Origin of the sequence: Streptomyces solicavernae (assembly GCF_029968095.1) — a bacterium.
Classification (GTDB): Bacteria; Actinomycetota; Actinomycetes; order Streptomycetales; family Streptomycetaceae; genus Streptomyces; species Streptomyces solicavernae.
Map to the genome: position 1 here is coordinate 1 of NZ_JASCIR010000031.1, position 22,754 is coordinate 22,754.

The 22,754-nt window shown below is 72.3% G+C and carries 20 protein-coding genes, 1 pseudogene and 1 riboswitch; of the genes and pseudogenes, 13 read left to right on the plus strand and 8 right to left on the minus strand.

Annotated features, from left to right (window positions below; genetic code table 11):
• Together QIS99_RS26200 and QIS99_RS26205 are read right to left on the minus strand one after the other, a co-directional pair.
• Positions 1-304 (minus strand): annotated as a pseudogene (locus tag QIS99_RS26200) (hypothetical protein); the annotation flags it as partial.
• A 33-nt stretch (positions 305-337) separates the two neighbouring features.
• Positions 338-988, minus strand: coding sequence for a class I SAM-dependent methyltransferase (locus QIS99_RS26205; protein ID WP_282516194.1), 651 nt, complete (start codon positions 986-988; stop codon positions 338-340).
• 293 nt (positions 989-1,281) lie between these two features.
• On the opposite strand from QIS99_RS26205, the gene QIS99_RS26210 reads away from it, so the two are divergent.
• Together QIS99_RS26210 and QIS99_RS26215 are read left to right on the plus strand one after the other, a co-directional pair.
• On the plus strand, positions 1,282-2,091 hold the full coding sequence (locus QIS99_RS26210) for a hypothetical protein (protein ID WP_282516123.1): 810 nt from the start codon (positions 1,282-1,284) through the stop codon (positions 2,089-2,091).
• Between the two features lie 137 nt (positions 2,092-2,228).
• Positions 2,229-3,239 carry an LLM class F420-dependent oxidoreductase gene (locus tag QIS99_RS26215; RefSeq protein ID WP_282516124.1) on the plus strand — a complete coding sequence of 337 codons (1,011 nt, stop codon included), beginning with the start codon at positions 2,229-2,231 and terminating at the stop codon, positions 3,237-3,239.
• Between the two features lie 168 nt (positions 3,240-3,407).
• Here the strand turns inward: QIS99_RS26215 and QIS99_RS26220 are convergent, their stop codons facing one another.
• From QIS99_RS26220 to QIS99_RS26230, 3 genes are all read right to left on the minus strand, one after another.
• Positions 3,408-4,493 carry a prenyltransferase/squalene oxidase repeat-containing protein gene (locus QIS99_RS26220; protein ID WP_282516125.1) on the minus strand — a complete coding sequence of 362 codons (1,086 nt, stop codon included), beginning with the start codon at positions 4,491-4,493 and terminating at the stop codon, positions 3,408-3,410.
• Positions 4,490-5,251 carry a class I SAM-dependent methyltransferase gene (locus QIS99_RS26225; protein WP_282516126.1) on the minus strand — a complete coding sequence of 254 codons (762 nt, stop codon included), beginning with the start codon at positions 5,249-5,251 and terminating at the stop codon, positions 4,490-4,492. Before QIS99_RS26225 ends, QIS99_RS26220 begins: the two co-directional genes overlap by 4 nt.
• A 118-nt stretch (positions 5,252-5,369) precedes the next feature.
• The gene (locus QIS99_RS26230) at positions 5,370-6,725 is read right to left on the minus strand and encodes a glycosyltransferase family 4 protein (protein ID WP_408909637.1); all 1,356 of its coding nucleotides are present in this window, start codon (positions 6,723-6,725) and stop codon (positions 5,370-5,372) included.
• A gap of 262 nt (positions 6,726-6,987) precedes the next feature.
• On the opposite strand from QIS99_RS26230, the gene QIS99_RS26235 reads away from it, so the two are divergent.
• Positions 6,988-7,647, plus strand: a complete 660-nt coding sequence (locus QIS99_RS26235; protein ID WP_282516127.1) for a TetR family transcriptional regulator — start codon at positions 6,988-6,990, stop codon at positions 7,645-7,647.
• A 77-nt stretch (positions 7,648-7,724) separates the two neighbouring features.
• Here the strand turns inward: QIS99_RS26235 and QIS99_RS26240 are convergent, their stop codons facing one another.
• Complete coding sequence (locus QIS99_RS26240; RefSeq protein WP_282516128.1) at positions 7,725-7,958, minus strand: ferredoxin; 234 nt, start codon at positions 7,956-7,958, stop codon at positions 7,725-7,727.
• Positions 7,959-7,970: 12 nt separating this feature from the next.
• Positions 7,971-9,452, minus strand: coding sequence for an aldehyde dehydrogenase (locus QIS99_RS26245; protein WP_282516129.1), 1,482 nt, complete (start codon positions 9,450-9,452; stop codon positions 7,971-7,973).
• 231 nt (positions 9,453-9,683) lie between these two features.
• Between QIS99_RS26245 and QIS99_RS26250 the strand changes: the two genes are divergently transcribed.
• The 8 genes from QIS99_RS26250 (at position 9,684) to QIS99_RS26285 (ending at position 18,185) form a co-directional block, all read left to right on the plus strand.
• Positions 9,684-10,727 (plus strand): MBL fold metallo-hydrolase, encoded by a 1,044-nt coding sequence (locus QIS99_RS26250; protein WP_282516131.1) that lies wholly within the window; start codon positions 9,684-9,686, stop codon positions 10,725-10,727.
• A gap of 141 nt (positions 10,728-10,868) precedes the next feature.
• On the plus strand, positions 10,869-11,417 hold the full coding sequence (locus QIS99_RS26255; protein ID WP_282516132.1) for a DUF4232 domain-containing protein: 549 nt from the start codon (positions 10,869-10,871) through the stop codon (positions 11,415-11,417).
• A 110-nt stretch (positions 11,418-11,527) separates the two neighbouring features.
• A riboswitch (cobalamin riboswitch) is annotated at positions 11,528-11,603 on the plus strand.
• A 118-nt stretch (positions 11,604-11,721) separates the two neighbouring features.
• Positions 11,722-12,939 (plus strand): prenyltransferase/squalene oxidase repeat-containing protein, encoded by a 1,218-nt coding sequence (locus QIS99_RS26260; protein ID WP_282516133.1) that lies wholly within the window; start codon positions 11,722-11,724, stop codon positions 12,937-12,939.
• Positions 12,936-13,595, plus strand: a complete 660-nt coding sequence (locus tag QIS99_RS26265) for an SCO2322 family protein (RefSeq protein ID WP_282516134.1) — start codon at positions 12,936-12,938, stop codon at positions 13,593-13,595. Before QIS99_RS26260 ends, QIS99_RS26265 begins: the two co-directional genes overlap by 4 nt.
• 8 nt (positions 13,596-13,603) lie before the next feature.
• Positions 13,604-14,767 carry an energy-coupling factor transporter transmembrane component T gene (locus tag QIS99_RS26270; RefSeq protein WP_408909638.1) on the plus strand — a complete coding sequence of 388 codons (1,164 nt, stop codon included), beginning with the start codon at positions 13,604-13,606 and terminating at the stop codon, positions 14,765-14,767.
• The gene (locus tag QIS99_RS26275; RefSeq protein WP_282516137.1) at positions 14,764-16,512 is read left to right on the plus strand and encodes an ABC transporter ATP-binding protein; all 1,749 of its coding nucleotides are present in this window, start codon (positions 14,764-14,766) and stop codon (positions 16,510-16,512) included. Before QIS99_RS26270 ends, QIS99_RS26275 begins: the two co-directional genes overlap by 4 nt.
• On the plus strand, positions 16,509-17,375 hold the full coding sequence (locus QIS99_RS26280; RefSeq protein ID WP_282516138.1) for an ECF transporter S component: 867 nt from the start codon (positions 16,509-16,511) through the stop codon (positions 17,373-17,375). The genes QIS99_RS26275 and QIS99_RS26280 overlap by 4 nt, the downstream gene beginning before the upstream one ends.
• A 351-nt stretch (positions 17,376-17,726) precedes the next feature.
• Positions 17,727-18,185, plus strand: coding sequence for an aggregation-promoting factor C-terminal-like domain-containing protein (locus QIS99_RS26285; RefSeq protein WP_456316503.1), 459 nt, complete (start codon positions 17,727-17,729; stop codon positions 18,183-18,185).
• Between the two features lie 62 nt (positions 18,186-18,247).
• Here QIS99_RS26285 and QIS99_RS26290 read toward each other — a convergent pair whose 3' ends face one another.
• Positions 18,248-19,417: a steroid 3-ketoacyl-CoA thiolase gene (locus tag QIS99_RS26290; protein WP_282516140.1), complete on the minus strand. Its 1,170-nt coding sequence runs from the start codon at positions 19,415-19,417 to the stop codon at positions 18,248-18,250.
• Between the two features lie 294 nt (positions 19,418-19,711).
• Here QIS99_RS26290 and QIS99_RS26295 point away from each other — a divergent pair, with 294 nt between their 5' ends.
• A complete protein-coding gene (locus tag QIS99_RS26295; RefSeq protein ID WP_282516141.1) occupies positions 19,712-20,956 on the plus strand; it encodes a cytochrome P450 in 1,245 nt (414 codons plus the stop codon).
• A 391-nt stretch (positions 20,957-21,347) separates the two neighbouring features.
• Positions 21,348-22,751, plus strand: coding sequence for a glycine betaine/L-proline transporter ProP (gene proP / locus QIS99_RS26300; RefSeq protein WP_282516142.1), 1,404 nt, complete (start codon positions 21,348-21,350; stop codon positions 22,749-22,751).
• Positions 22,752-22,754: the final 3 nt, after the last annotated feature.

Here is a 22,754-nt window from a genome sequence, read left to right on the forward strand (position 1 = left end):
GGCCGGTTGCACCGGTTTCGGTGGTTGCACCGCTTTCACCGGTTCCGGCGGTTTCATCCGACCCGGCGGATCCGTCGCGGTCCGTCGATTCCGTCGGCGACGATGCGGGCGCCGACGGGTCCTGCCTCGCGGGCGCCGGTCCCTTCCCCGTCCCCCCGGACCCGCTCAGGCCCGACCACAGCAGCCACCCCGCAAGCCCCAGCGGGACGAGCGCGGCGACGGCGATCAGGCCGCGGCGGCGCCGGGGACGGTGCGCGGGGGTCGCGAAGGCGGGCGAGGGGTTGTCCGGATCGTCGTACGACACGCCTGCGAGCCTAACCGGGACGCCGGGGCGGAATCAGATCCCGGCCCCCGTCCGCCGCAGCACCCGCAGGGACCCGTGCGCCGAGACCTCCGTGAACGCGCCGGAGGCGAGCGCCCGCAGGTGGACGCGGTACGGGGCCTGGCCCGTGAACTCGTCCACCGGGTCCGGGAAGACGTCGTGGATGAGGAGCAGGCCGCCCTCGGCGAGGTGCGGCGCCCAGCCCTCGTAGTCCGCCGTGGCGTGCTCGTCGGTGTGGCCGCCGTCGATGAAGACGAGGCCCACCTTGCCGCCCCAGACCGACGCCACCTGCGGCGAACGCCCCACGACCGCGACCACGTGGCCCTCAAGACCCGCCCGGCGCAGGGTGCGGCGGAAGGTGGGCAGCGTGTCCATGACGCCGAGCTCGGGGTCGACCACCTCCGGGTCGTGGTACTCCCAGCCCGGCTGCTGCTCCTCGCTGCCGCGGTGATGGTCGACCGTGACAGCTGTCACACCGCACGCGCGCGCCGCGTCCGCGAGCAGCACGGTGGAACGCCCGCAGTACGTGCCGACCTCCAGGAGCGGCAGCCCCAGGGCACCGGCCTGCACGGCGGCCGCGTACAGCGCCAGCCCCTCGTCGACCGGCATGAAACCCTTCGCGGCCTGGAACGCGTCCATGATCCCGGGCTTGGGTTCCGCAGGCACGGAGACAAGGCCGGGGACGAGGTCGGGGGCGGGGTCGGGGACGGGGTCGGGGGCGGGGTCGGGGACGGTCACGGAGGCCTCCTGGGGTGCGTGAAACGGGCGGGTCCGGGTGCGTGAACTGGGCGGATCACAGTCGGGTGGCGGTCTTTATACCGGCCAGACACCCCGGCCCGCCGGGCGATATTGTCATCCGTACGATGGGGGGTCATCCAAACCCCCACGCTTCGCACCCCGCGTACCGGCGACAGCGACGCCTGACGACTCGACGATCGACGATCTACGAAGGACCTGAAGTGAACTTCCGCTCTCTCACTCGAGGCGACGCAGTGGTGATCGGAGCAGCGGTGTTGCTGTTCATCGCCTCCTTCCTCAACACCACCAGCGGCGACTCCGGTCTCTCCATCACCCCGTGGGAGTTCCTGGGCAACGCCATCGGCATGTACATGGTGGGCATCATCGGTGCCGCCCTGATCGTCGTGCACCGGGCGATGCCGCAGCCGCGCAAGATCGCGGGCCTGGAGCTGAACCAGGTCGGCATCGCCTTCACGGTGGCCGTCGCCTGGCAGTTCTTCTGGACGATCCTCGACGCCTCGGGCGCCGGCCCGGCCATCATCCTCGGCCTCATCGCCTCGCTCGCCCTCGCCGGCGGCGCCGTCGCCACCCCGCTCGTCCCGGCCCTGAGCGCCGACCTCATGGGCGCCCCGAAGCCGCAGCCGATGTACGGCGGCCAGCCGCAGCAGGGCGGGTACGGCTACCCGGGCGCCCAGCAGGGCCAGCAGGGCCAGCAGCCCTACCCCGGCCAGCAGCAGCCGTCCTACGGCGGCCAGCCGGTCCCGGGCCAGCAGGCCGCCCCGCAGGACCAGGGCGCGCAGGCGGCCCAGGCGCAGGCCCCGGCCGCCGGCGGCGACTTCGCCCCGTTCTGGTTCGCCGTGCCGGTGCAGCGCCCGCTGTACGCCGAGGACGGCAACCCCACCCCGATCGCCGAGCTGGCGCCGGGCACCTGGTACCTCGCGGTCGAGCAGCGCGGCCCCGGCCTGGTCGCCCAGACCCAGGACGGCCGTCGTGGCGTGCTCCAGGACACCACGGGCATCCAGCGCGGCTGACCCGGTCCGCTGTTCGCGGCCCCCTGTTCCGTACGCGGAGCGGGGGGCCGTTGCCATGTCGCGGCAACGCCCGTACAGTCGGCCCGCACAAGAGAACTGACGTACCGTCAGAAGGCGGTGTTCGGTCGGGAGGGCGCATGCGGCTCGGGCTCGCACTCGGTTACTGGGGGCGCGGCCCCGACGCGGAGCACATCGCCCTGGCGCAGGAGGCCGAGCGGCTCGGCTACTCCTCCGTGTGGACGGCGGAGGCCTGGGGCTCGGACGCGTTCACCGCGCTGACCTGGATCGCCGCGCACACCTCGACCATCGGACTCGGCACGGCCGTCGCGCAGATGGCGGCCCGTACGCCGACCGCCACCGCGATGCACGCCCTCACCCTCGACCACCTCTCCGGCGGCCGCATGGCCCTCGGCCTCGGGCTCTCCGGGCCGCAGGTGGTGGAGGGCTGGTACGGGCGGCCGTTCCCGCGCAGCCCGCTCACCGCGACCCGCGAGTACGTGGACGTGATCCGCCAGGTCCTGCGCCGCGAGGGCCCGGTCGCGCTCGACGGGCGCTTCCACCCGCACCCGTACGACGGCGCCGACGGCACCGGCCTCGGCAAGCCGCTCAAGCCGATCACCCACCCGCTCCGGGCCGGCCTGCCGGTCTTCCTCGGCGCGGAGGGCCCGAAGAACATCGCGCAGACGGTGCGGATCGCCGACGGCTGGCTGCCGCTGTACTGGTCGCCGCTGCGGACGGACGTGTACGAGGCGTCCCTCGACGGCCTCCGGGACGGGTTCCGGATCGCCCCGATGGCGCGGGCCAGGGTCTGCGAGGACGTGGCCGAAGGGCTGCTCCCGGTGAAGGCGATGCTCGGCTTCTACATCGGCGGCATGGGCCACGCGGCGAAGAACTTCCACGCCGACCTGATGGCCCGTATGGGGTACGAGGCCGAGGCCCGGCGGGTCCAGGAGCTGTTCGCCGAGGGGCGCCGGGAGGAGGCCGTGCTCGCCGTGCCGGACGCGTTCGCCGACGAGATCTCGCTGGTCGGGCCGCGCGAACGGATCGCGGAACGGCTTGAGCTGTGGCGCAAGGGCCCGGTGACCGACCTGCTGGTCCTCGCGCCGGACCGGGTGACGCTGCGGGTGCTGGCGGAGCTGAACGGGTAACGGGTCGTCCGCTGCTTGCCGTTGACCGGGGCTCGGTTTCGTCGGGGCTGCCGCCCCGAGCCCCGGGGTCGCCTCTCGTCTGCGGCTTTCGTCGTGGCTGGTCGCGCAGTTCCCCGCGCCCCTGTCGGGGCCCGGCCGGGACGCGAGCCGAGCGAGCCCGCCCCCCCCTCAGCAGCAGTCCGGCTCAAGCCCCGTCGGCAGGCGCCCCGCTCCGAAGACCGCGCACGTCGCCTCGTGTCCGCCGAGCGCCGCCACCGCGAGCAGCACCGCTCCCGCCGTCCAGGCGGTCTGCTCGTCGGGCCAGATCGCCGCGTCCTCGAACACGTACCCCGTCCAGTAGAGCCCCGTACGCTCGTCGCGCAGGTGCCCGATGGACTGGAGGATCTCCAGGGCGCGGTCGGACTCCCCCATCGCCCAGAGGGCGAGCGCGAGTTCGGCGGACTCGCCGCCGGTGACCCACGGGTTGGGCACGACGCAGCGGACGCCGAGGCCGGGGACGACGAAACGGTCCCAGCCCTCCTCGATCCGGGCCTTCGCCTCGACGCCCGTCAGCGTGCCGCCCAGGACCGGGTAGTACCAGTCCATGGAGTAGCGGTCCTTGTCGAGGAAGCGCTCGGGGTGCCGGCGGATCGCGTGGCCGAGTGCGCCGGCCGCCAACTCCCAGTCGGGCTGCGGCTCTTCGCGCGCCTCGGCGATGGCGAGGGCGCAGCGCAGCGCCTGGTGGATGGAGGAGCAGCCGGTGAGCAGCGCGTCGGGGACGACGGTGCCGCCACTGCCGTTCCCGTCGACGGGGTCACGCTTCCAGCCGATCTCGCCGCCGGGCTGCTGGAGCGCGAGCACGCACTCCACCGCCGCGGCGACCGTCGGCCACATCCGGTCCAGGAACGCGTCGTCCCCGGTGGCGAGGTAGTGGTGCCAGACACCTACGGCGACGTACGCGCAGAAGTTGGACTCCACGCTGCGATCGGTGGGCCGCTCGAAGTCCCCGTCGGCGTACGCCGCGTACCAGGAGCCGTCCGGATTCTGGTGCCGGGCCAGCCAGTCGTACGCGCGCGCGGCCGCCTCGTGTTCGCCGGCCGTGTCCAGGGCCATGGCGGCCTCGATGTGGTCCCACGGGTCGAGGTGGTGGCCGCGGAACCACGGTATGGCGCCGTCGTCGCGCTGCCCGGCGAGGATGCCGCGGACCGTGTGCGCGGCCTGTTCGGCGGTGAGGACCCCGGGCAGGACGAGGTGGTCGGTACGGGGCGTCGTCACGAAGCGTCCGCCACGGCCTCGTCGGGGAGCTTCGGCAGGTGCGGCTTGGTCGCGTACGCCACGAAGCTCTTGCCGATCAGCGGGTTGAGGGCCTGCTCGGCGACGCGGGTGGCGAGCGGCTTCTTCATGATGTCCCAGACGAGCAGCTTGTGGTACGCGCGCACCGGCAGCGCTGCGTCCTTACCGTCCCTGCCCACGCCGAAGGCGCACTTGAGCCACCAGTACGGGGAGTGCAGCGCGTGCGCGTGGTGCGTGCCGTACGGCTTGAGCCCGGCCTCCTTCATGCGGCCGAGCAGTTCCTCCGCCCGGTAGATGCGGATGTGGCCGCCCTCGACCTCGTGGTACGCGTCGGAGAGCGTCCAGCAGACCTTCTCCGGGCCGTAGCGCGGCACGGTCACGGCGATGCGGCCGCCGGGCTTCAGCACCCGCACCATCTCGGCGAGCACACCCTTGTCGTCGGGGATGTGCTCCATCACTTCGCTGATGATGACGACGTCGAACGACTCGTCGGGGAAGGGGAGTCGGAGCGCGTCGCCCTCCATGGCGGTGGCGGTCGCGCCCTCGGGGGCCTCCCCTGCCTCCTTCATGGCGGCGAACCACTTGGCGACCTCGCGGATCTCCTCGCCGTTCTGGTCGAGCGCCACGACGTGCGCGCCGCGCCGGTAGCACTCGAAGGCGTGCCGCCCGGCGCCGCACCCCAGATCGAGGACGCGGTCGCCCGCGGCGAGCGGGAAGCGGGTGAAGTCGACGGTCAGCAAAGGGTCCTGCCTCGGGAGTGTCGGGGGTGGTGGGGGTGATGGGGGTACTGCTGGGCTGGTCGGGTGCGGGACGCCCCGTCCGGCAGGACTTTCGGGAAGGGGCGGGTCAGGGGAAACGTCATCGCGTACCCACCACGGCCGACCGCTCCATCGCCGCCCGGTACCGCTCAGCCGTCCCCTCCGCCGCCCGCGCCCAGGTGAACTTCGCGAGCACCCGCTCGCGCCCGGCGGCCCCGAGGCGCAGCCTCAACTCCCGGTCCCCGAGCACCCGGCACAGCGCAGCGCTCAGCGCCCCCGCGTCGCCGGGCGGCACCGCGAGGCACGTACGGCCGTCCGCACCGGCGACTTCGGGGATGGCGCCACCCGTGGTCGCAACCAGCGGCGTCCCCGTCGCCATCGCCTCCGCGGCGGGCAGCGAGAAGCCCTCGTACAGCGACGGCACACAGGAGACCTGCGCGCTGCGTATCAGGTCGACCAGCTCCCGGTCGGAGATGCCCTTCACGAACTCGACGGCGCCTTCGAGGCCGTACCGCTCGATGGCCGCGGCGACCGGCCCGTCCTCGGCGCGCCTGCCGACGACGACGAGATGGGCGTCGGGCTGCTCGGCCCGCACCTTGGCGAGCGCCTCGACGAGATGGACGAGTCCCTTGAGCGGTACGTCGGCGCTGGACGTCGTCACGATCCGCCCCGGCACCTCCGGCACCGCCGGGTGGGGCGAGAAGAGGTCGGTGTCGGCCCCGATGTGCACGACGTGGATGCGGTCGGGGCGGACGCCGAGGTGGTCGACGATCTCCTGACGCGAGGTGCCGGAGACGGTGAGCACGGAGGGCAGCCGGCGGGCGACGCGCTTCTGCATGCGCGTGAAGCCGTACCAGCGGCGCTTGGAGAGGCGGCCCTTCCAGTCGGCGGCGGCGTCGATCTCCAGCTGCCGGTCGACGGTGATGGGGTGGTGGATGGTCGTCACCAGCGGCGCGCCGAGCGCGGCGGGGCCGCCCAACAGCCCGTACCCGAGGGTCTGGTTGTCGTGCACGACGTCGAACTCCCCGCGGCGGGCGGCGAGATGGCGGCGGGCGCGCAGCGAGAACGTGAGCGGTTCGGGGAAGCCGCCGGTGCGCATCGTGGCGAACTCGACCGCGTCCACCCAGTCCCGGAACTCCTCGCGTTTCGGCGTGCGGAACGGGTCGGGGCTGCGGTACAGGTCGAGGCTGGGCAGCTCGGTGAGCGGGACGCCCCCGTCGAGCACGGGGTAGGGCTGCGCGCCGATGACCTCGACGTGATGGCCGAGGCGGGCCAGCTCGCGGGAGAGGTGGCGGACGTACACGCCCTGGCCGCCGCAGAACGGGTTCCCCTTGTAGGTGAGCATCGCGATCCGCAGCGGGCGGTCGCCGCCCCGCGTCGCAATCACGCCGGGGCCCGTGAGGGTCCCCGCCGCACGGCCCGTTCCGGGGCCTGTCTCCATGGCCTCAGCGGTCACGCGCGGCCCCCTTCTCCCTGCGGCTCCCGCGACACTACGTCGGGACGCTAACCTAGAACAAGTTTCAGACTTGATCGCTTGAGGAGCATCGAATTTACCGGCAGGTAACCAGACCGGAAGACCCGGCTCGGGTGATTCGCGCCACGGCGGGGCCCCTGCCATGCTGTGCCCCTCGCGGTCTCGGACCGCCAGGCCGGTACATTCCGGCCACGGCCTGGGCCGGTCCCAGACCCTCCGGAATCGGCATCACGGAACGGGACATATGACTGCGGAAGTGGAAGCGAAGGGCCCCGGCGCGGCATCCCCTCCCCTGACCGAGCGTCAGGAAGCCCGGCGGCGCCGCATCCTGCACGCCAGTGCGCAACTGGCCAGCAGGGGCGGGTTCGACGCGGTGCAGATGCGCGAGGTCGCCGAGGCCGCCGGCGTCGCCCTCGGCACGCTCTACCGCTACTTCCCTTCCAAGGTGCACCTGCTGGTCGCGACGATGCAGGACCAGCTCCAGCACATGCACACGACGCTGCGCAAGCGCCCGCCCGCCGGGGACGACGCGGCCGAGCGGGTCGCCGAGACGCTGATGCGGGCCTTCCGCGCCCTGCAGCGCGAGCCGCACCTGGCCGACGCGATGGTGCGCGCGCTGACCTTCGCGGACCGCTCCGTCTCCCCCGAGGTCGACACCGTCTCGCGGCTCACCACGGCGATCATCCTGGACGCGATGGGCCTGGACGCCGAGCCGACCCCGCAGCAGCTCTCCGCGGTCCGCGTCATCGAGCACACCTGGCACTCGGCGCTCATCACCTGGCTGTCGGGGCGAGCCTCGATCGCCCAGGTGAAGATCGACATCGAGACGGTGTGCAGGCTGATCGACCTGACAGAGTCCAGCCCGTCCGGGGGCACCTCCCGGCCGAAGGCTGGGGGAGCTTGAGGACGAGGCCGCAAGGCCGATGGAGCGGGGTCTGGGGGCGCAGCGCCCAGGTAGCGGGCCCCGGACGGCCTCAGCCCCTACTCCTCCGGCGGAAACACGGGCTCTCCCGTCCCCAGGACCGTGATGGCGATCGCCTCCACCGGGCACCCCTCCGCAGCCGCGAGCACCTCCTCGTCGGCATCCGTCTCCTCAGAGACCGGGTGGGACTGCCGCGCCGCGTCCAGCCTGAACGCCTCAGCGGCAGCGTTCACGCACATCCCGGACCCGATGCACAGGCTCCGGTCCACCTCGACCTGCCAGCGGTCACCCATCGTCGCAGCACCTCATCCCTCACCCGCCGCGTCAGCGGCTGATGTATACGCGGACGGCAGATGGATCATCTTGTGCTCGAAGTACTCCCCGTACCCCTCGGGCCCGAACTCCCGCCCCAGGCCGGAGTTCTTGTAGCCGCCGAAGGGGCCGAGCATGTCGAGGCTGAAGGTGTTGACGCTGTACGTGCCGGTGCGGACCTGCCGGGCGATGTCGATGCCGCGCTCGACATCGGCGGTCCACACGCTGCCGCTCAGCCCGTACTCGGAGTCGTTCGCGATCTTCACGGCCTCGGCCTCGTCGCCGTACGGGATGAGGCAGATGACCGGGCCGAAGATCTCCTCGCGGGCGATCCGCATGGAGTTCCCGACGTCGCCGAAGAGGGTCGGTTCGACGTACCAGCCCTTCTCCAGGCCCGCCGGACGCCCGCCGCCCGCGAGGATCTTGGCGCCCTCCTCCTGGCCGATCCGGATGTAGTCGAGGGAGCGCTGCTGCTGGCGCCGCGCGACGAGCGGGCCGAGTTCGGTGGCCGGGTCGAGCGGGTCGCCGACCTTCAGCCCTGAGGCCGCCGCCGCGAAGGCCTCGGCGAACTCGTCGTAGCGGCTGCGCGGCACGAGGATGCGGGTCTGGGCCACGCAGGCCTGGCCGTTGATCATCCAGGCGAAGGGCGCGATGCCCTGCACGGCGGTCGCGGCGTCCGCGTCCGGGAGTACGACCGCGGCCGACTTTCCGCCCAACTCCAGGGTGACGCGGGTGAGATGGCGCGAGCAGACCTCCATCACACGCTTGCCCGCCGCGACCGACCCGGTGAAGGAGACCTTGTCGACACCGGGGTGCCCGACGAGATATTCGCTGACCTCGCGGTCGGCGGGTATCACGGACAGCACCCCCTCGGGCAGCCCCGCCTCGGCGGCGATCCCGGCGAGCAGATAGCCGTCGAGCGGCGTCTCCGGCGAGACCTTGAGGACCACGGGGCAGCCGGCGAGCAGCGCGGGCGCGAGCTTCGCTGCGGCGGTGAACTGCGGGACGTTCCACGGCACCACGGCCGCGACCACCCCGACGGGCTCGCGCCGCACGAGCAGCTTGCCGAGGACACCATCGCGCTTCTCCTCGTACGGGAAGTCGCGGGCGGTGGCGATCGCGGCGTCCCAGACCATCATCGCGGCGAGCGCCTGCACCATGATGCTCGACGTGTACGGGGTGCCGTTCTGCGCGCTGATGACGCGGGCGATCTCCTCGTGCCGCACGGCGAAGGCGTCCTTGATGCGGGCGACGACCTCGATCCGCTCGTCGAGCGACATCCGCGGCCAGGGACCGTCGTCGAAGGCGCGGCGGGCGGCGGCTACGGCCCGGTCCACATCGGCGGGCGCGGCGTGCGGCACCCGCCCGACGACCTCCTCGGTGTGCGGGGAGACCACCTCGATCACGTCCCGGCCGTGGGGGTCCGCCCACTTCCCGCCGATGAACAGCTTCTGATGCTCCACGAGCTCGGTCATGGCCGGTTTCCTCCCGGGGGATGTACCGTATCTGACGCGCTATCAGAACTGATACCAGTTCTAGTTCCACTAGTCCACGTCCACGGACTCAACAACCTTGCGGACTCAACAAGCCTGCGGGAGAGGCGCATTGGGCAACCATTGGAACTGGTTCTAGTTATAGTGGCCGGACGAGGTGGCCGGACGCGCGAGCGGCGGCCGAGAGCGCCCAAACCGGAGCGGGGGAGTCCGATGACGCAGGTGATCGACCACCGCGGCGGCGTGTGGAGCATCAAGGTGCCCATCCCGGACAACCCGCTCGGCCACACCCTCGTCCACCTCCTCGACACCGACCGCGGGCCCGTCCTCGTCGACGCCGGCTGGGACGACCCGGACGCCTGGGACACGCTCGTCGCCGGGCTCGCCGCGTGCGGGACTGAGGTCAAGGAGCTGCACGGCGTCCTCGTCACGCACCACCACCCCGACCACCACGGCCTCTCCGGGCGCGTGCGCGAGGCCTCCGGCGCGTGGATCGCGATGCACGCCGCCGACGCCCATGTCGTACGCCGCACCCGCGCGCAGGAACCCGCCCGCTGGCTCGACTACCTCGCCGGGAAGCTGGCCGCCGCCGGGGCGCCCGACGCCCACCTCGCGCCGCTGCGCGCAGCCCGCGCCTCCGGCCGGATGCGCACGCTGCCCGGCCTGAACGCCGCCCTACCCGACCGCGAGATCGCCCCCGGCGAACTCCTCGACCTCGCGGGCCGCCGCCTGCGCGCCATCTGGACGCCGGGCCACACCCCCGGCCACGTCTGCCTGCACCTCGACGAGCAGCACCCCGCCGGACTGCCCGGCCGCGGCCGGCTCTTCTCCGGCGACCACCTGCTGCCCGGCATCACCCCGCACATCGGCCTGTACGAGGACCCGGACGACGCGGGCGCCACCGAGATCGACCCGCTCGGCGACTATCTGGACTCCCTGGAGCGGATCGGCCGGCTGGGCGTCGCGGAGGTGCTGCCCGCGCACCAGCACGCGTTCACCGGCTCCCGGGCCCGCGTCGACGAACTCCTCGACCACCACGAGGCCCGCCTGCGCGACCTGCGCGCACTCCTCGCCGCACCGCTCTCGCCCTGGCAGATCGCCGAGCGGATGGAGTGGAACCGGCCCTGGGACCAGATCCCGCACGGCTCCCGCACCATCGCCGTCTCCGAGGCGGAGGCCCACCTGCGCCGCCTGGTCAAGCTGGGGCTCGCGGAGGCGGTGCCGGGGAGCGAGCCGGTTTCCTACGTGGCGGTGTGAGCGGCGACCGGGCCGTGCAACCGTTCGCGCAGGCGGCGCGTCCTAAAATATGTCTGCATATCACCCTCTCCCCCCTCGCCCCCTCGCCCCCTCACCCCCTTCGCCCCCTTCACCCCTTCGCCCGATGAAGGTGGATGCGTCATGTTTATTCGTTCGCGTCACTTCTCCCGGCGGGCCACCGCCGTCTCACTGACCGCCGCCCTCGCGGGGCTTGCCGGACTCACGGCCGCCGGCTCGGCGGGCGGCACCACAGCGGCCCCGGAGGCCACCTCGGCCCCCTCCACCTCCCGCACCTGCACCGTGAGCGACCTGTACCTGTCCATGGGCCGCAAGGAAGGCGCGGCGGGTTCGTTGTACTGGCCGATCCGGTTCACCAACACCAGCACCACGAGCTGCACCCTGCGCGGCTTCCCCGGCGTCAGCGTCCTCGACACCACCCACCACCAGATCGGCCCCGCCGCCGACCGGAACGGCAAGCCCTACGACACCGTCACCATCGCCCCGGCACGCACCGTCACCGCGACCGTCCGCACCGCCACCGGCCCCGTCGACGGCCCGTGCCTGCGCACCGGCACCTACCTGAGGGTCTATCCGCCCGCCTCGTACACCGCGGTCCTCGTCCCGGCCGAGTGGAAGATCTGCTCCGACATCTTCCAGGTCGGCCCGGTGAATACGGAAGGCACGTTCTGAGCCCCCTCCCGCTGAGCCCCCTCCCGGCGCCCCGGCCCGGTGGCCCCGGGGCCCGGTGGTCCCGGGTGACCGACCGGTAGAGTGGGCGGGTCATCACACGCCCGTACGGGGGGAAGCCGGTGGAAGCCCGGCGCTGACCCGCAGCCGTGAGCCGACCGCGACCGCGCATCGGCGAGCCGGAATGCCCCGCCCGGGCGTGCGCTCCCGTCGCCGTACGGCGATCCGTCGAGGTATACGGAGCCGGAGCTCGGTCCCCGCGCGGGTCCGCGCCCCTGCTCCCCGCAGGAGAGGCCCCGCCCCGATCATGAACGTTCGCCGCAGCGCGGCCGCCGCCGCTGCCACCGCCCTGCTCCTCGGCGCCGCCGTACCCGCCGCCCACGCCGCGGACACGCCCTCGCCCGACTCCTCGGCGGACCTGCCCTCCGGCCTGTACGGCGACAAGGACCCGAAGTTCGACGGCGTCTTCCGGCAGTCGTACGCGCTGCTCGCGCAGGACACCGTCGGGGTGAAGCCCGCGCGCAAGGCCGTGGACTGGCTGACCCGTCAGCAGTGCAACAGCGGCGGCTTCGCGGCCTTCCGCGCCGACCCGAGCGAGCCCTGCGACGCGAAGACGCAGGTCGACTCCAACTCCACGGCCGCCGCGGTGCAGGCCCTGAGCGCGCTCGGCGGGCAGGACACCACCGTCAAGAAGGCCGTCGGCTGGCTGAAGTCCGTGCAGAACCAGGACGGCGGCTGGGGCTACAACCCGGGCCTGCCCAGCGACGCCAACTCCACCGGCATCGTCGTCGGCGCCCTCGTCGCCGCCGGGGAGAAGCCGGCCGAGGTGAAGTCGCAGCAGGGCAAGTCCGCGCACGACGCCCTGCCGAAGCTCGCGCTCGGCTGCGGCAAGGGCGAGGACGGCGCGTTCGGCCTGGCCGACATGAAGACCGGCAAGCTCGCCGCCAACGCCGACGCCACCGCCGCGGGCGTCCTCGGCTCCCTCGACCAGGGCCTCGTGGTGAAGCCCGCGGAAAAGCCCGCCGAGCCCGCGAAGTGCGCCGACCCCAAGGACGTGGCGCAGGCCGCGCGCAACGGCGCCGCGTACCTGGCCGCCGAGCTCGCCGAGAACGACCACCTCACGTCCGCGCTGCCGGGCTCCGAGAACCAGCCGGACTACGGCAACACGGCCGACGCGGTCGTCGCGCTGGCCGCGGCCGGCCTCGGCGACCAGGCGAAGCAGTCCACGGACTGGCTGCAGAAGCACGCCGCGAAGTGGGCCAAGGACAACGGCCCCGCCGCCTACGCGCAGCTGATCTTCGCCGCCCACGCGACCGGCACGAACCCCGCGGACTTCGGCGCGACCGACCTGGTCCGCTCCCTCAACGCCACCGGCCCCGCCCCGCAGCAGGAGGACGCGGCGGCCGAGGAGAAGAAGGACGAGGACGGCGGCCTGAGCCCGTGGTGGGTCATCGGCGTGTTCTTCATCGCGAGCGTCGGCTTCGGGTTCCTGCTGAGCGGCCGCAACAAGAAGAACCAGCTGTGAGCGCCCGCCGCCGGGCGGGCTGGCTCGTCCTCCTCGTCCTGCTCATCGCGGGCGCCTCCCCCGCCCACGCCGCCGGATACCGGTACTGGTCCTTCTGGTACCACCAGGACGGCGCCTGGCAGTACGCGACCCAGGGGCCGTCGTCCGCCAAGCCCGCCGACGGGGACGTCGAGGGCTTCCGGTTCTCCGTGAGCGCCGACTCGAAGGACGCCGCCAAGCCGCGCGGCGCGGCCGACTTCGGACGGATCTGCGCGGACACCCCGGCCGAGGACGGCACGAAGCGGGTGGCGCTCGTCCTCGACTTCGGCACGGCCGAGGACGCACCCAAGGGCGAGACCCCGCCGAAGGCGCGTACCGCCTGTGCGCAGATCCCCGAGGACGGCACGTCGGCGGAGGCGCTCGCCGCCGTAGCGAAGCCGCTGCGCTACGGCAGTGACGCGCTGCTCTGCGCCGTCGCCGGCTACCCGGAGTCGGGCTGCGGCGAGCAGGTCTCCGCAGGCGACGAGGGAAAGACCGGGCCCGACGAGGGGAAGACCGCGCCCGACGCCCGGCAGCGGGACGAGGACGGGCCGTCCGTCGGTCTGATCGCCGGGATCGCCGCGGTACTGGTACTCGGCGGCGCCGCCCTGTGGCAGGCCCGCCGGCGCCGCGGCTGAGGCGTGTGATGCTGATGTCGAGCGCGCGTGCCGGCCTGCGCGCCCCCGAGGCGAACCGGAGCAACGCCCTGCACCCCGGCGCCTGGTGGGTATGGGCGCTCGGCCTCGGCACGGCCGCGTCCCGCACCACCAACCCGCTGCTGCTCGGGCTGCTCGTGGGCGTCGCCGGGTACGTGGTGGCGGCGCGGCGCAGCGAGGCTCCCTGGGCGCGCAGTTACGGCGCGTTCGTGAAGCTCGGCCTGTTCGTGCTCGGCATCCGGCTCGTCTTCGCCGTGTTCCTCGGCTCGCCCATCCCCGGCTCACACACCCTGTTCACGCTTCCCGACGTCGATCTGCCCGAGTGGGCGCAGGGCGTCCGGATCGGCGGCCGCGTCACCGCCGAGACACTGGTCTTCGCGCTCTACGACGGGCTGAAGCTGGCCACGCTGCTGATCTGCATGGGCGCCGCGAACGCCCTCGCCAACCCGGCCCGGCTCCTCAAGTCCCTGCCCGGCGCCCTGTACGAGGCGGGCGTCGCCGTCGTCGTCGCCCTCACGTTCGCGCCGCAGCTGATCGCCGACCTGCAGCGGCTGCGCGCCGCCCGCCGCCTGCGCGGCCGCCCGGACCGCGGCATACGCGGGCTGCTCCAGGTCGGACTGCCGGTCCTGGAGGGCGCGTTGGAGCGTTCGGTGGCGCTCGCGGCGGCGATGGACGCGCGCGGCTACGGCCGTACCGCCGCCGTACCGCCCCTCGTCCGGCACACCACATCCGCCCTCACGCTCGGCGGCCTGATCGGCGTGTGCGCCGGTACGTACGGGCTGCTCGCCGCCGAGGGGGCGGGCTTCGGACTGCCGGTGCTGCTCGTCGGGGTCGGTGCCGCCCTCGGCGGGCTCTGGCTCGGCGGCCGGCGCAGCGTGCGCACCCGCTACCGGCCGGACGTGTGGGGCGTGCGCGCCTGGCTCGTGTCCGGTTCGGGCGCGGCCGTGGCGGCCCTGATGATCCGGTTCGCCTCGACGGACCCGGCCGGGCTGCATCCCGGTGTGGTGCCGCTCGTCGCGCCGACGCTGCCGCTGTGGCCGGCGGCCTGTGTCCTGCTCGGCCTGCTCCCGGCGTTCGTGGCCCCGTCGCCGGCCGCTGCCCTCAGCCCTCGTGGTCCTCGTAGTCCTCGTAGTCCTCGAAAGGAAGCCCGTTGATCCGTTTCGAGGACGTCTCCGTCACGTACGACGACGCCGCGGCGCCGACCGTCGCCGGGGTCGATCTCACCGTCCCCGAGGGCGAGTTGGTGCTCCTGGTCGGCCCGTCGGGAGTCGGCAAGTCGACCCTGCTCGGCACCGTCAGCGGTCTCGTACCGCACTTCACGGGCGGCACCCTGCGCGGCCGCGTCACCGTCGCGGGCCGGGACACCCGTACGCACAAGCCGCGCGAGCTGGCCGACGTGGTGGGCACGGTCGGCCAGGACCCGCTGTCGCACTTCGTCACGGACACCGTCGAGGACGAACTCGCCTACGGCATGGAGTCGTTGGGCCTCGCCCCGGACGTGATGCGGCGCCGCGTCGAGGAGACCCTGGACCTGCTCGGCCTGGCCGACCTGCGCGAGAGGCCCATCGCCACGCTCTCCGGCGGCCAGCAGCAGCGCGTCGCCATCGGCTCGGTCCTCACGCCGCACCCGGAGGTCCTGGTCCTGGACGAGCCGACCTCGGCCCTCGACCCGGCGGCGGCGGAGGAGGTCCTGGCGGTTCTCCAGCGCCTGGTCCACGACCTCGGCACGACGGTCCTCCTCGCCGAACACCGCCTGGAACGGGTCGTCCAGTACGCGGACCAGGTCCTGCTCCTGCCGTCCCCGGGAGCCGCACCGGTCCTCGGCACCCCGGCCGACGTCATGGCGGTCGCGCCGGTGTACCCGCCGGTGGTGGGCCTGGGACGCCTGGCGGGCTGGGAGCCACTGCCGCTCACGGTGCGCGATGCGCGGCGACGGGCGGGGGATCTGCGCAGCCAACTTGCCGTTGCGGGCAGTTGTTCCGCTGGGGCGATGGGGGTTCCCCCTGTTCGAGCGGAGCCGGGAGCTTCGGGGAGCGTGGGCACAACCTCCGTTGCCCGGCCCCTTGAAAGCCGTGCCTCCAGGTGGCCCACCTGGCTCCGCCGCAGGCACAGCGCACAGGAACGACAAGCCGAGGGCACCTCCGTAGCCGTAACGGAGAACCTCGCCGTACGCCGGGCCCGCGTAGAAGCCCTCCGCAGGGTCGACCTCCAGGTCACCGCAGGAGAGACCCTCGCCCTCATGGGCCGCAACGGCGCCGGAAAGTCCACCCTCCTCAACACTCTCGTAGGCATGCTCGAACCCTCCACGGGTTCGGTACGCCTCGGCCGCGCCACCCCGCACCGGACCGCGCCCCGCGAACTCATCCGCCACGTGGGCCTCGTACCGCAGGAACCCCGTGACCTGCTGCACGCCGACACCGTCGCCGCCGAGTGCGCCTCCGCCGACCACGACGCGGGCGCCGCACCCGGCACCTGCCGCGCCCTGGTCGGCGAGCTGCTGCCCGGCATCGCGGACGACATCCACCCCCGCGACCTCTCCGAGGGCCAGCGCCTCACCCTCGCCCTGGCCGTGGTCCTCACCGCGAAGCCGCCGCTGCTGCTGCTCGACGAACCGACGCGCGGCCTCGACTACGCGGCCAAGGCCCGCCTGGTCCAGCACCTGCGGGGTCTCGCCGACGCCGGGCACGCCATCGTCCTCGCCACGCACGACGTGGAGCTCGCCGCCGAACTCGCCCACCGCGTGGTGATCCTGGCCGACGGCGAGGTCGTCGCGGACGGCCCGACCGCCGACGTGGTCGTGTCGTCCCCCTCGTTCGCCCCGCAGGTCACGAAGATCCTGGCGCCGCAGAAGTGGCTGACGGTCGCGCAGGTGCGGGCCGCACTGGACGGTGCGGCGTGACCGGTTCCCCGCAGAGCTTCACGGGCCGGGCGCGGGCCGTCCGGCTCGGCCCCAAGTCGGTGTGCGCGCTGCTCCTGGTGAGCGCGATCGGCGTCGCCGCGTTCGGCTGGCCGCTGCTCGCCGACAGCGCCTCGGGCGTGACCGCGCACGCGCAGGACGCACCCTGGCTCTTCGCCGCGCTGCTCCCGCTGCTCGTCGGCGTGGTCGCCGCGACCATCGCGGAGTCGGGGCTCGGCGCGAAGGCCGTCGCGATGCTCGGCGTACTCGCCGCGGTGGGCGCCGCGCTGCGCCCGCTCGGCGCGGGCACGGCCGGGCTTGAGCCGATGTTCTTCCTGATGATCCTGGCCGGGCGCGTCCTCGGCCCCGGCTTCGGCTTCGTGCTCGGCGCGGTCACGATGTTCGCGTCCGCGCTCCTGACCGGCGGGGTCGGCCCCTGGATGCCGTTCCAGATGCTGACGATGGGCTGGGTCTCGATGGGCGCGGGCCTGGCTCGGGGGATGCTGCGCGGCCGCGCCGAGTTGGCGCTGCTCGCGCTGTACGGGGCGGTGGCGGCGTTCGGCTACGGGTTCGTGATGAACCTGTACGGCTGGACCATCGTGCCCGGCCTCGCCTCCGGCATCTCCTTCACGCCCGGCGACCCGCTGCACGAGAACCTGGCCCGCTACCTCGCGTACTGCGTGGCCACCTCGCTCGGCTGGGACCTGGGCCGGGCCGTGATGACGGTCGTCCTGACTCTTGCCGTCGGCCCGACCGTCCTGAAGGCGCTGCGCCGGGCCACCCGCCGGGCCGCTTTCGAGGCACCCGTCACATTCTCGGGCCCCGGCAGCGAGACACAGGTCACCGTGCACGAACCGCGACCGTAGACGCGCCCTTGCGGTACGTAACGGAATCCGCTCGACGAGGGTGAGCCCCCGCACAGGACCTTGGTCCTCCACTACGTGCGCTAGTAGGGCCTGAACCATGATCCACCACCGTTCTGAAACCGCGCCCGACCTGCACTGATACACCCCTATCAGAGCGAGGGACTTTTCGCCCCACATGCGACCACAACTAGTAAAAGGGGGGCATTGCGGCGACGTAACCGCCCTGGTTCTCTGGAGGACGTCGCAGGGCGCCACGGCCGCATCGGTCGCGGCGCCTGTGCATGGCCCCCGCCGCTCCCGTACGGCACCGGCATGCCTTGCGGCCTCCCCGTCCCCACTGGAAGGCTCTCCGTGACCGTCTCCGTTCTCCGCCGCATCGCCACCCCGAAGAAGACCGTCGCCGGTGCCGCCGTGGCACTCGCCGCCGCCGGTATGGCCCTCTCCTCGGTCCCGGCCCACGCTGCCGCCCCCGCGGCCGCCCCGGCCGCCGTGGCCCCGGCCGCCGTGGCCCCGGCCGCCGCCGGGTCCCCGCAGGCGATCGCGAAGAAGATGATCCCGAACGCGGCCCAGTACGCCGCGTTCAGCAAGATCGTCTCGCACGAGAGCGGCTGGAACCACACCGCCACCAACTCCTCGTCCGGCGCGTACGGCCTGGTCCAGGCCCTGCCCGGCAACAAGATGGCCTCCGCGGGCTCCGACTGGAAGACCAACCCGGCCACCCAGATCGAATGGGGCCTGGACTACATGAACGACCGCTACGGCAGCCCGGTCGAGGCCTGGAACTTCTGGCAGGCGAACGGCTGGTACTGAGCCGCCGGCCGCTTCGACTGGAGACCGGGCGCACCCCGGACGGGGTGCGGCCGAGTGCGAATTCACAGCCGCTGCACAATGGTCGCGGTGGCCAGCGCCCCGCCCGCGCACATCGTGACCAGGGCGAACTCCTTGTCCCTGCGCTCCAGTTCATGCAACGCAGTGGTGATCATGCGGGCCCCGGTCGCGCCCACCGGGTGACCGAGGGCGATCGCACCGCCGTTGACGTTGACCTTCTCCAGGTCCTGCTCGAAGACCTGTGCCCAGCTCAACACCACCGACGCGAACGCCTCGTTGATCTCGACCACGTCGATGTCCTTCAGCGACATGCCCGCCTTGCCGAGCACCGCCCGCGTCGCGTCGATCGGACCGTCGAGGTGGAAGTGCGGGTCCGAGCCGACCAGGGCCTGCGCCACGATCCGCGCCCGCGGCTTCAGCTTCAGGGCACGCGCCATCCGCTTGGACGCCCACATGATCGCCGCCGCGCCGTCGGATATCTGCGAGGAGTTGCCCGCCGTGTGCACGGCGGTCGGCATCACCGGTTTGAGCCCGGCGAGCCCGTCCATCGTCGTGTCCCGCAGACCTTCGTCGCGGTCGACGAGCCGCCACATGCCCTGGCCCGCCGCCTGCTCCTCCTCCGTCGTCGGCACCTGCACGGCGAAGGTCTCGCGTTTGAAGCGCTCCTCCGCCCAGGCGCTCGCGGCCCGCTCCTGCGAGATCAGACCGAGCGAGTCGACGTTCTCGCGGGTCAACCCCCGGTTGCGCGCGATGCGTTCGGCCGCTTCGAACTGGTTCGGCAGATCCACGTTCCACTCGTCCGGGAACGGCTTGCCCGGCCCGTGCTTGGACGCCGCCCCCAACGGCACCCGCGACATCGCCTCCACGCCACAGCTGATCCCGACGTCCATCACCCCGGACGAGATCATGTTCGCGACCATGTGACTCGCCTGCTGCGACGACCCGCACTGACAGTTGACCGTCGTCGCGGCCGTCTCGTACGGCAGGCCCATGGTGAGCCACGCCGTGCGCGTCGGGTTGGCGGACTGCTCCCCCGCCTGCGTGACCGCACCGCCGACGATCTGCTCCACGCAGTCGGGCTGAATGCCGGTGCGGGCGAGGAGTTCGCGGTACGTCTCACCGAGCAGATAGGCCGGATGGAGGTTGGCGAGCGCCCCTGAGCGCTTGCCGATGGGGGTGCGTACGGCTTCGACGATGACGGGTTCCGCGGCCATGAGCCAGTCCTCTCCTCGCGCATCTCGCCCGTCCCGGGGGCGATCCCGGCACCCCGCCATGCACGGACAGACAGAACTAGTACGCGTTCTAGTTCTGAGAGCAGTCTTATGAGTGCCCCCCGCCCACCGCAAGGGTCTTGCACCGACCGCGTGCACCGCGCGTGCGCAACCGATGGCGCCGAAGGCCTTGCCACTTGTAGAACCCGTTACTACCTTTCGGGCAGTTCCTGATGGGCCGTCAGACATTCGCCGCCGACACGTTTCACCCCGCGTCGTACGACACTGGAGTTGCCGATGCCCTGTCCCGCGCTGCCCGACGGGTTCGACGCCACCGACCCCGACCTTCTGCAGAGCCGCGTTCCGCACCCCGAGTTCGCCGAGCTGCGGCAGACCGCACCGGTGTGGTGGTGCCCCCAGCCGCGAGGCATCACGGGCTTTGACGACGAGGGCTACTGGGCCGTGACACGGCACGCCGACGTCAAGTACGTTTCCACGCACCCCGAGTTGTTCTCCTCCAGCACCAACACGGCCGTCATCCGCTTCAACGAGCACATCAACCGCGACCAGATAGACGTCCAGAAGCTGATCATGCTCAACATGGACCCGCCCGAGCACACCCGGGTCCGCCAGATCGTCCAGCGCGGCTTCACGCCCCGTGCCGTCCGTACCCTCTCCGACGCCCTGCGTGTGCGCGCCCGCGCCATCGCCGACGAGGCCAGGCAGTCCCTGGACTCCGACGGCTCCTTCGACTTCGTCACCCGCGTCGCCGTGGAGCTCCCCCTCCAGGCGATAGCCGAACTCATCGGCGTCCCGCAGGAGGACCGGGCCCGCATCTTCGACTGGTCGAACAAGATGATCGCGTACGACGACCCCGAGTACGCCATCACCGAAGAGGTCGGCGCCGAGGCCGCCATGGAACTCATCGGGTACGCGATGAACATGGCCGCCGACCGCAAGCAGTGCCCCGCCAAGGACATCGTGTCCCAGCTGGTCGCCGCCGAGGACCAGGGCAACCTGTCGACCGACGAGTTCGGCTTCTTCGTCCTCCTGCTCGCCGTCGCGGGCAACGAGACCACCCGCAACGCCATCAGCCACGGCATGCACGCCTTCCTCACCCACCCCGAGCAGTGGGAGCTCTACAAGCGGGAACGGCCCACGACCACCGCGGAGGAGATCGTCCGCTGGGCCACCCCCGTCACCGCCTTCCAGCGCACCGCCACCCAGGACACCGAGATCGGCGGCACACCCGTCAAGGCGGGCGACCGCGTCGGCCTCTTCTACTCCTCCGCCAACAACGACGCCGAGGTCTTCGACCGGCCCGAGCGGTTCGACATCACCCGCGACCCCAACCCGCACCTCGGCTTCGGCGGTGGCGGACCGCACTTCTGCCTCGGCAAGTCCCTCGCCATCCAGGAGATCGACCTGATCTTCAACGCCCTCGCGGACGCACTCCCCGACCTGCGCCTGGCCGGCGACCCGCGCCGCCTGCGGGCCGCGTGGCTCAACGGCATCAAGGAGCTCCCGGTGACGACTGGTTGACCGGCCGACCCGCACGCGGCCATCGCCCCACCCCTGCTCCACATGCTCCATGGCTGTCCCCCACCGCCCCGTTTCCGCATCCGTGCCCGGATCCCGTGTCCGGATCCCGTGTCCGGATCCCGTGCCCGGATCCCGTGTCCGGATCTTATGAGCCCCTGGGCCAACCCCGCTCGGCCTGTGGATAACCTCCCCGGCACTCCCCCGCACCCGCTCGACAGACGGGAGTCACCCCGCCCAGTTGCCCGTATCAAGCGCGACAAAGATCACAAGAGGGACATGCCGCACGGCCCTTGCCGGGCGCCGACAACACTGGTGAGACGGGGTTTCCGCAGGTCGCGCAACGAACCGCACACCGTACGTAATGCGACAAGTGCGCCTATCTTCGGAACACATGTCATCAGCCACTCTCGGTCCGGCCGCGACCGATTCCGCGAGCCCCTCCGAGGTCACCGTCACCGACCCCGCGATGGTCAAGCGCGCAGTGAAGGCCGCAGCACTCGGCAACGCCATGGAGTGGTTCGACTTCGGCGTCTACAGCTACATCGCCGTCACCCTCGGCAAGGTCTTCTTCCCGTCCGGCAGCGCCACGGCGCAACTCCTCTCCACGTTCGGCGCGTTCGCCGCTGCCTTCCTCGTCCGGCCCCTCGGCGGGCTCGTGTTCGGCCCGCTCGGCGACCGCATCGGCCGGCAGAAGGTGCTCGCCCTCACCATGATCATGATGGCGGCGGGCACGTTCGCGATCGGCCTGATCCCCTCGCACGCCTCGATCGGCCTCTGGGCCCCCGCGCTGCTGCTCCTGGCGCGACTGGTGCAGGGCTTCTCCACCGGCGGCGAGTACGCGGGCGCCTCCACCTTCATCGCCGAGTACGCCCCCGACAGGAAGCGTGGATTCCTCGGCAGCTGGCTGGAGTTCGGCACGCTCGCCGGCTACATCGGCGGCGCCGGTCTCGTGACCCTGATGACCGCGCTGCTGTCCACCGACGACCTGCTCTCCTGGGGCTGGCGCATCCCGTTCCTGATCGCCGGTCCGATGGGTCTCATCGGCCTGTATCTGCGGATGCGCCTTGAGGAGACGCCGGCGTTCGCCGCCGAGCTGGACAAGGCGGAGGAAGCGCGTCCGAAGGTGCGGCTGCGCGAGATGGTCGTCGGACAGTGGCGGGCGCTGCTGCTCTGCGTCGGTCTGGTCCTGGTCTTCAACGTCACGGACTACATGCTCCTTTCGTACATGCCGAGCTATCTGACGAGCGAGCTGAAGTACGACTCCGCGCACGGCCTGCTCGTCGTGCTCGGGGTGATGGCGCTGATGATGCTGGTCCAGCCGTTCGCGGGCCGGCTCACCGACCGCGTCGGCCGCCGCCCCGTCATCGCCTTCGGCTGCGCGGGCTTCCTGCTCCTGTCCCTTCCGGCGCTGCTGCTCATCCGCCAGGGCTCGCTGCTCGCGATCGCCCTCGGCATGGGCGCGCTCGGCCTGCTCCTGGTCTGCTTCACGGCCACGATGCCGTCGACGCTGCCCGCGCTGTTCCCGACCCGGGTGCGCTACGGGTCCCTGTCCATCGGGTTCAACATCTCCGTCTCGATCTTCGGCGGTACGACCCCGCTGGTCGTGACCGCGCTGATCGGCGCCACCGGCGACGTGATGATGCCCGCCTACTACATGATGGCCGCGGCCGTCGTCGGCGGTGTCGCCGTCTGGTTCATGACGGAGAGCGCCCGCCGCCCGCTGCCGGGCTCACCGCCCGCGGTGGAGACGGAGGCGGAGGCCCGGGAGCTCAGGGCGGCCGGGGCCCGGGGCTGACGT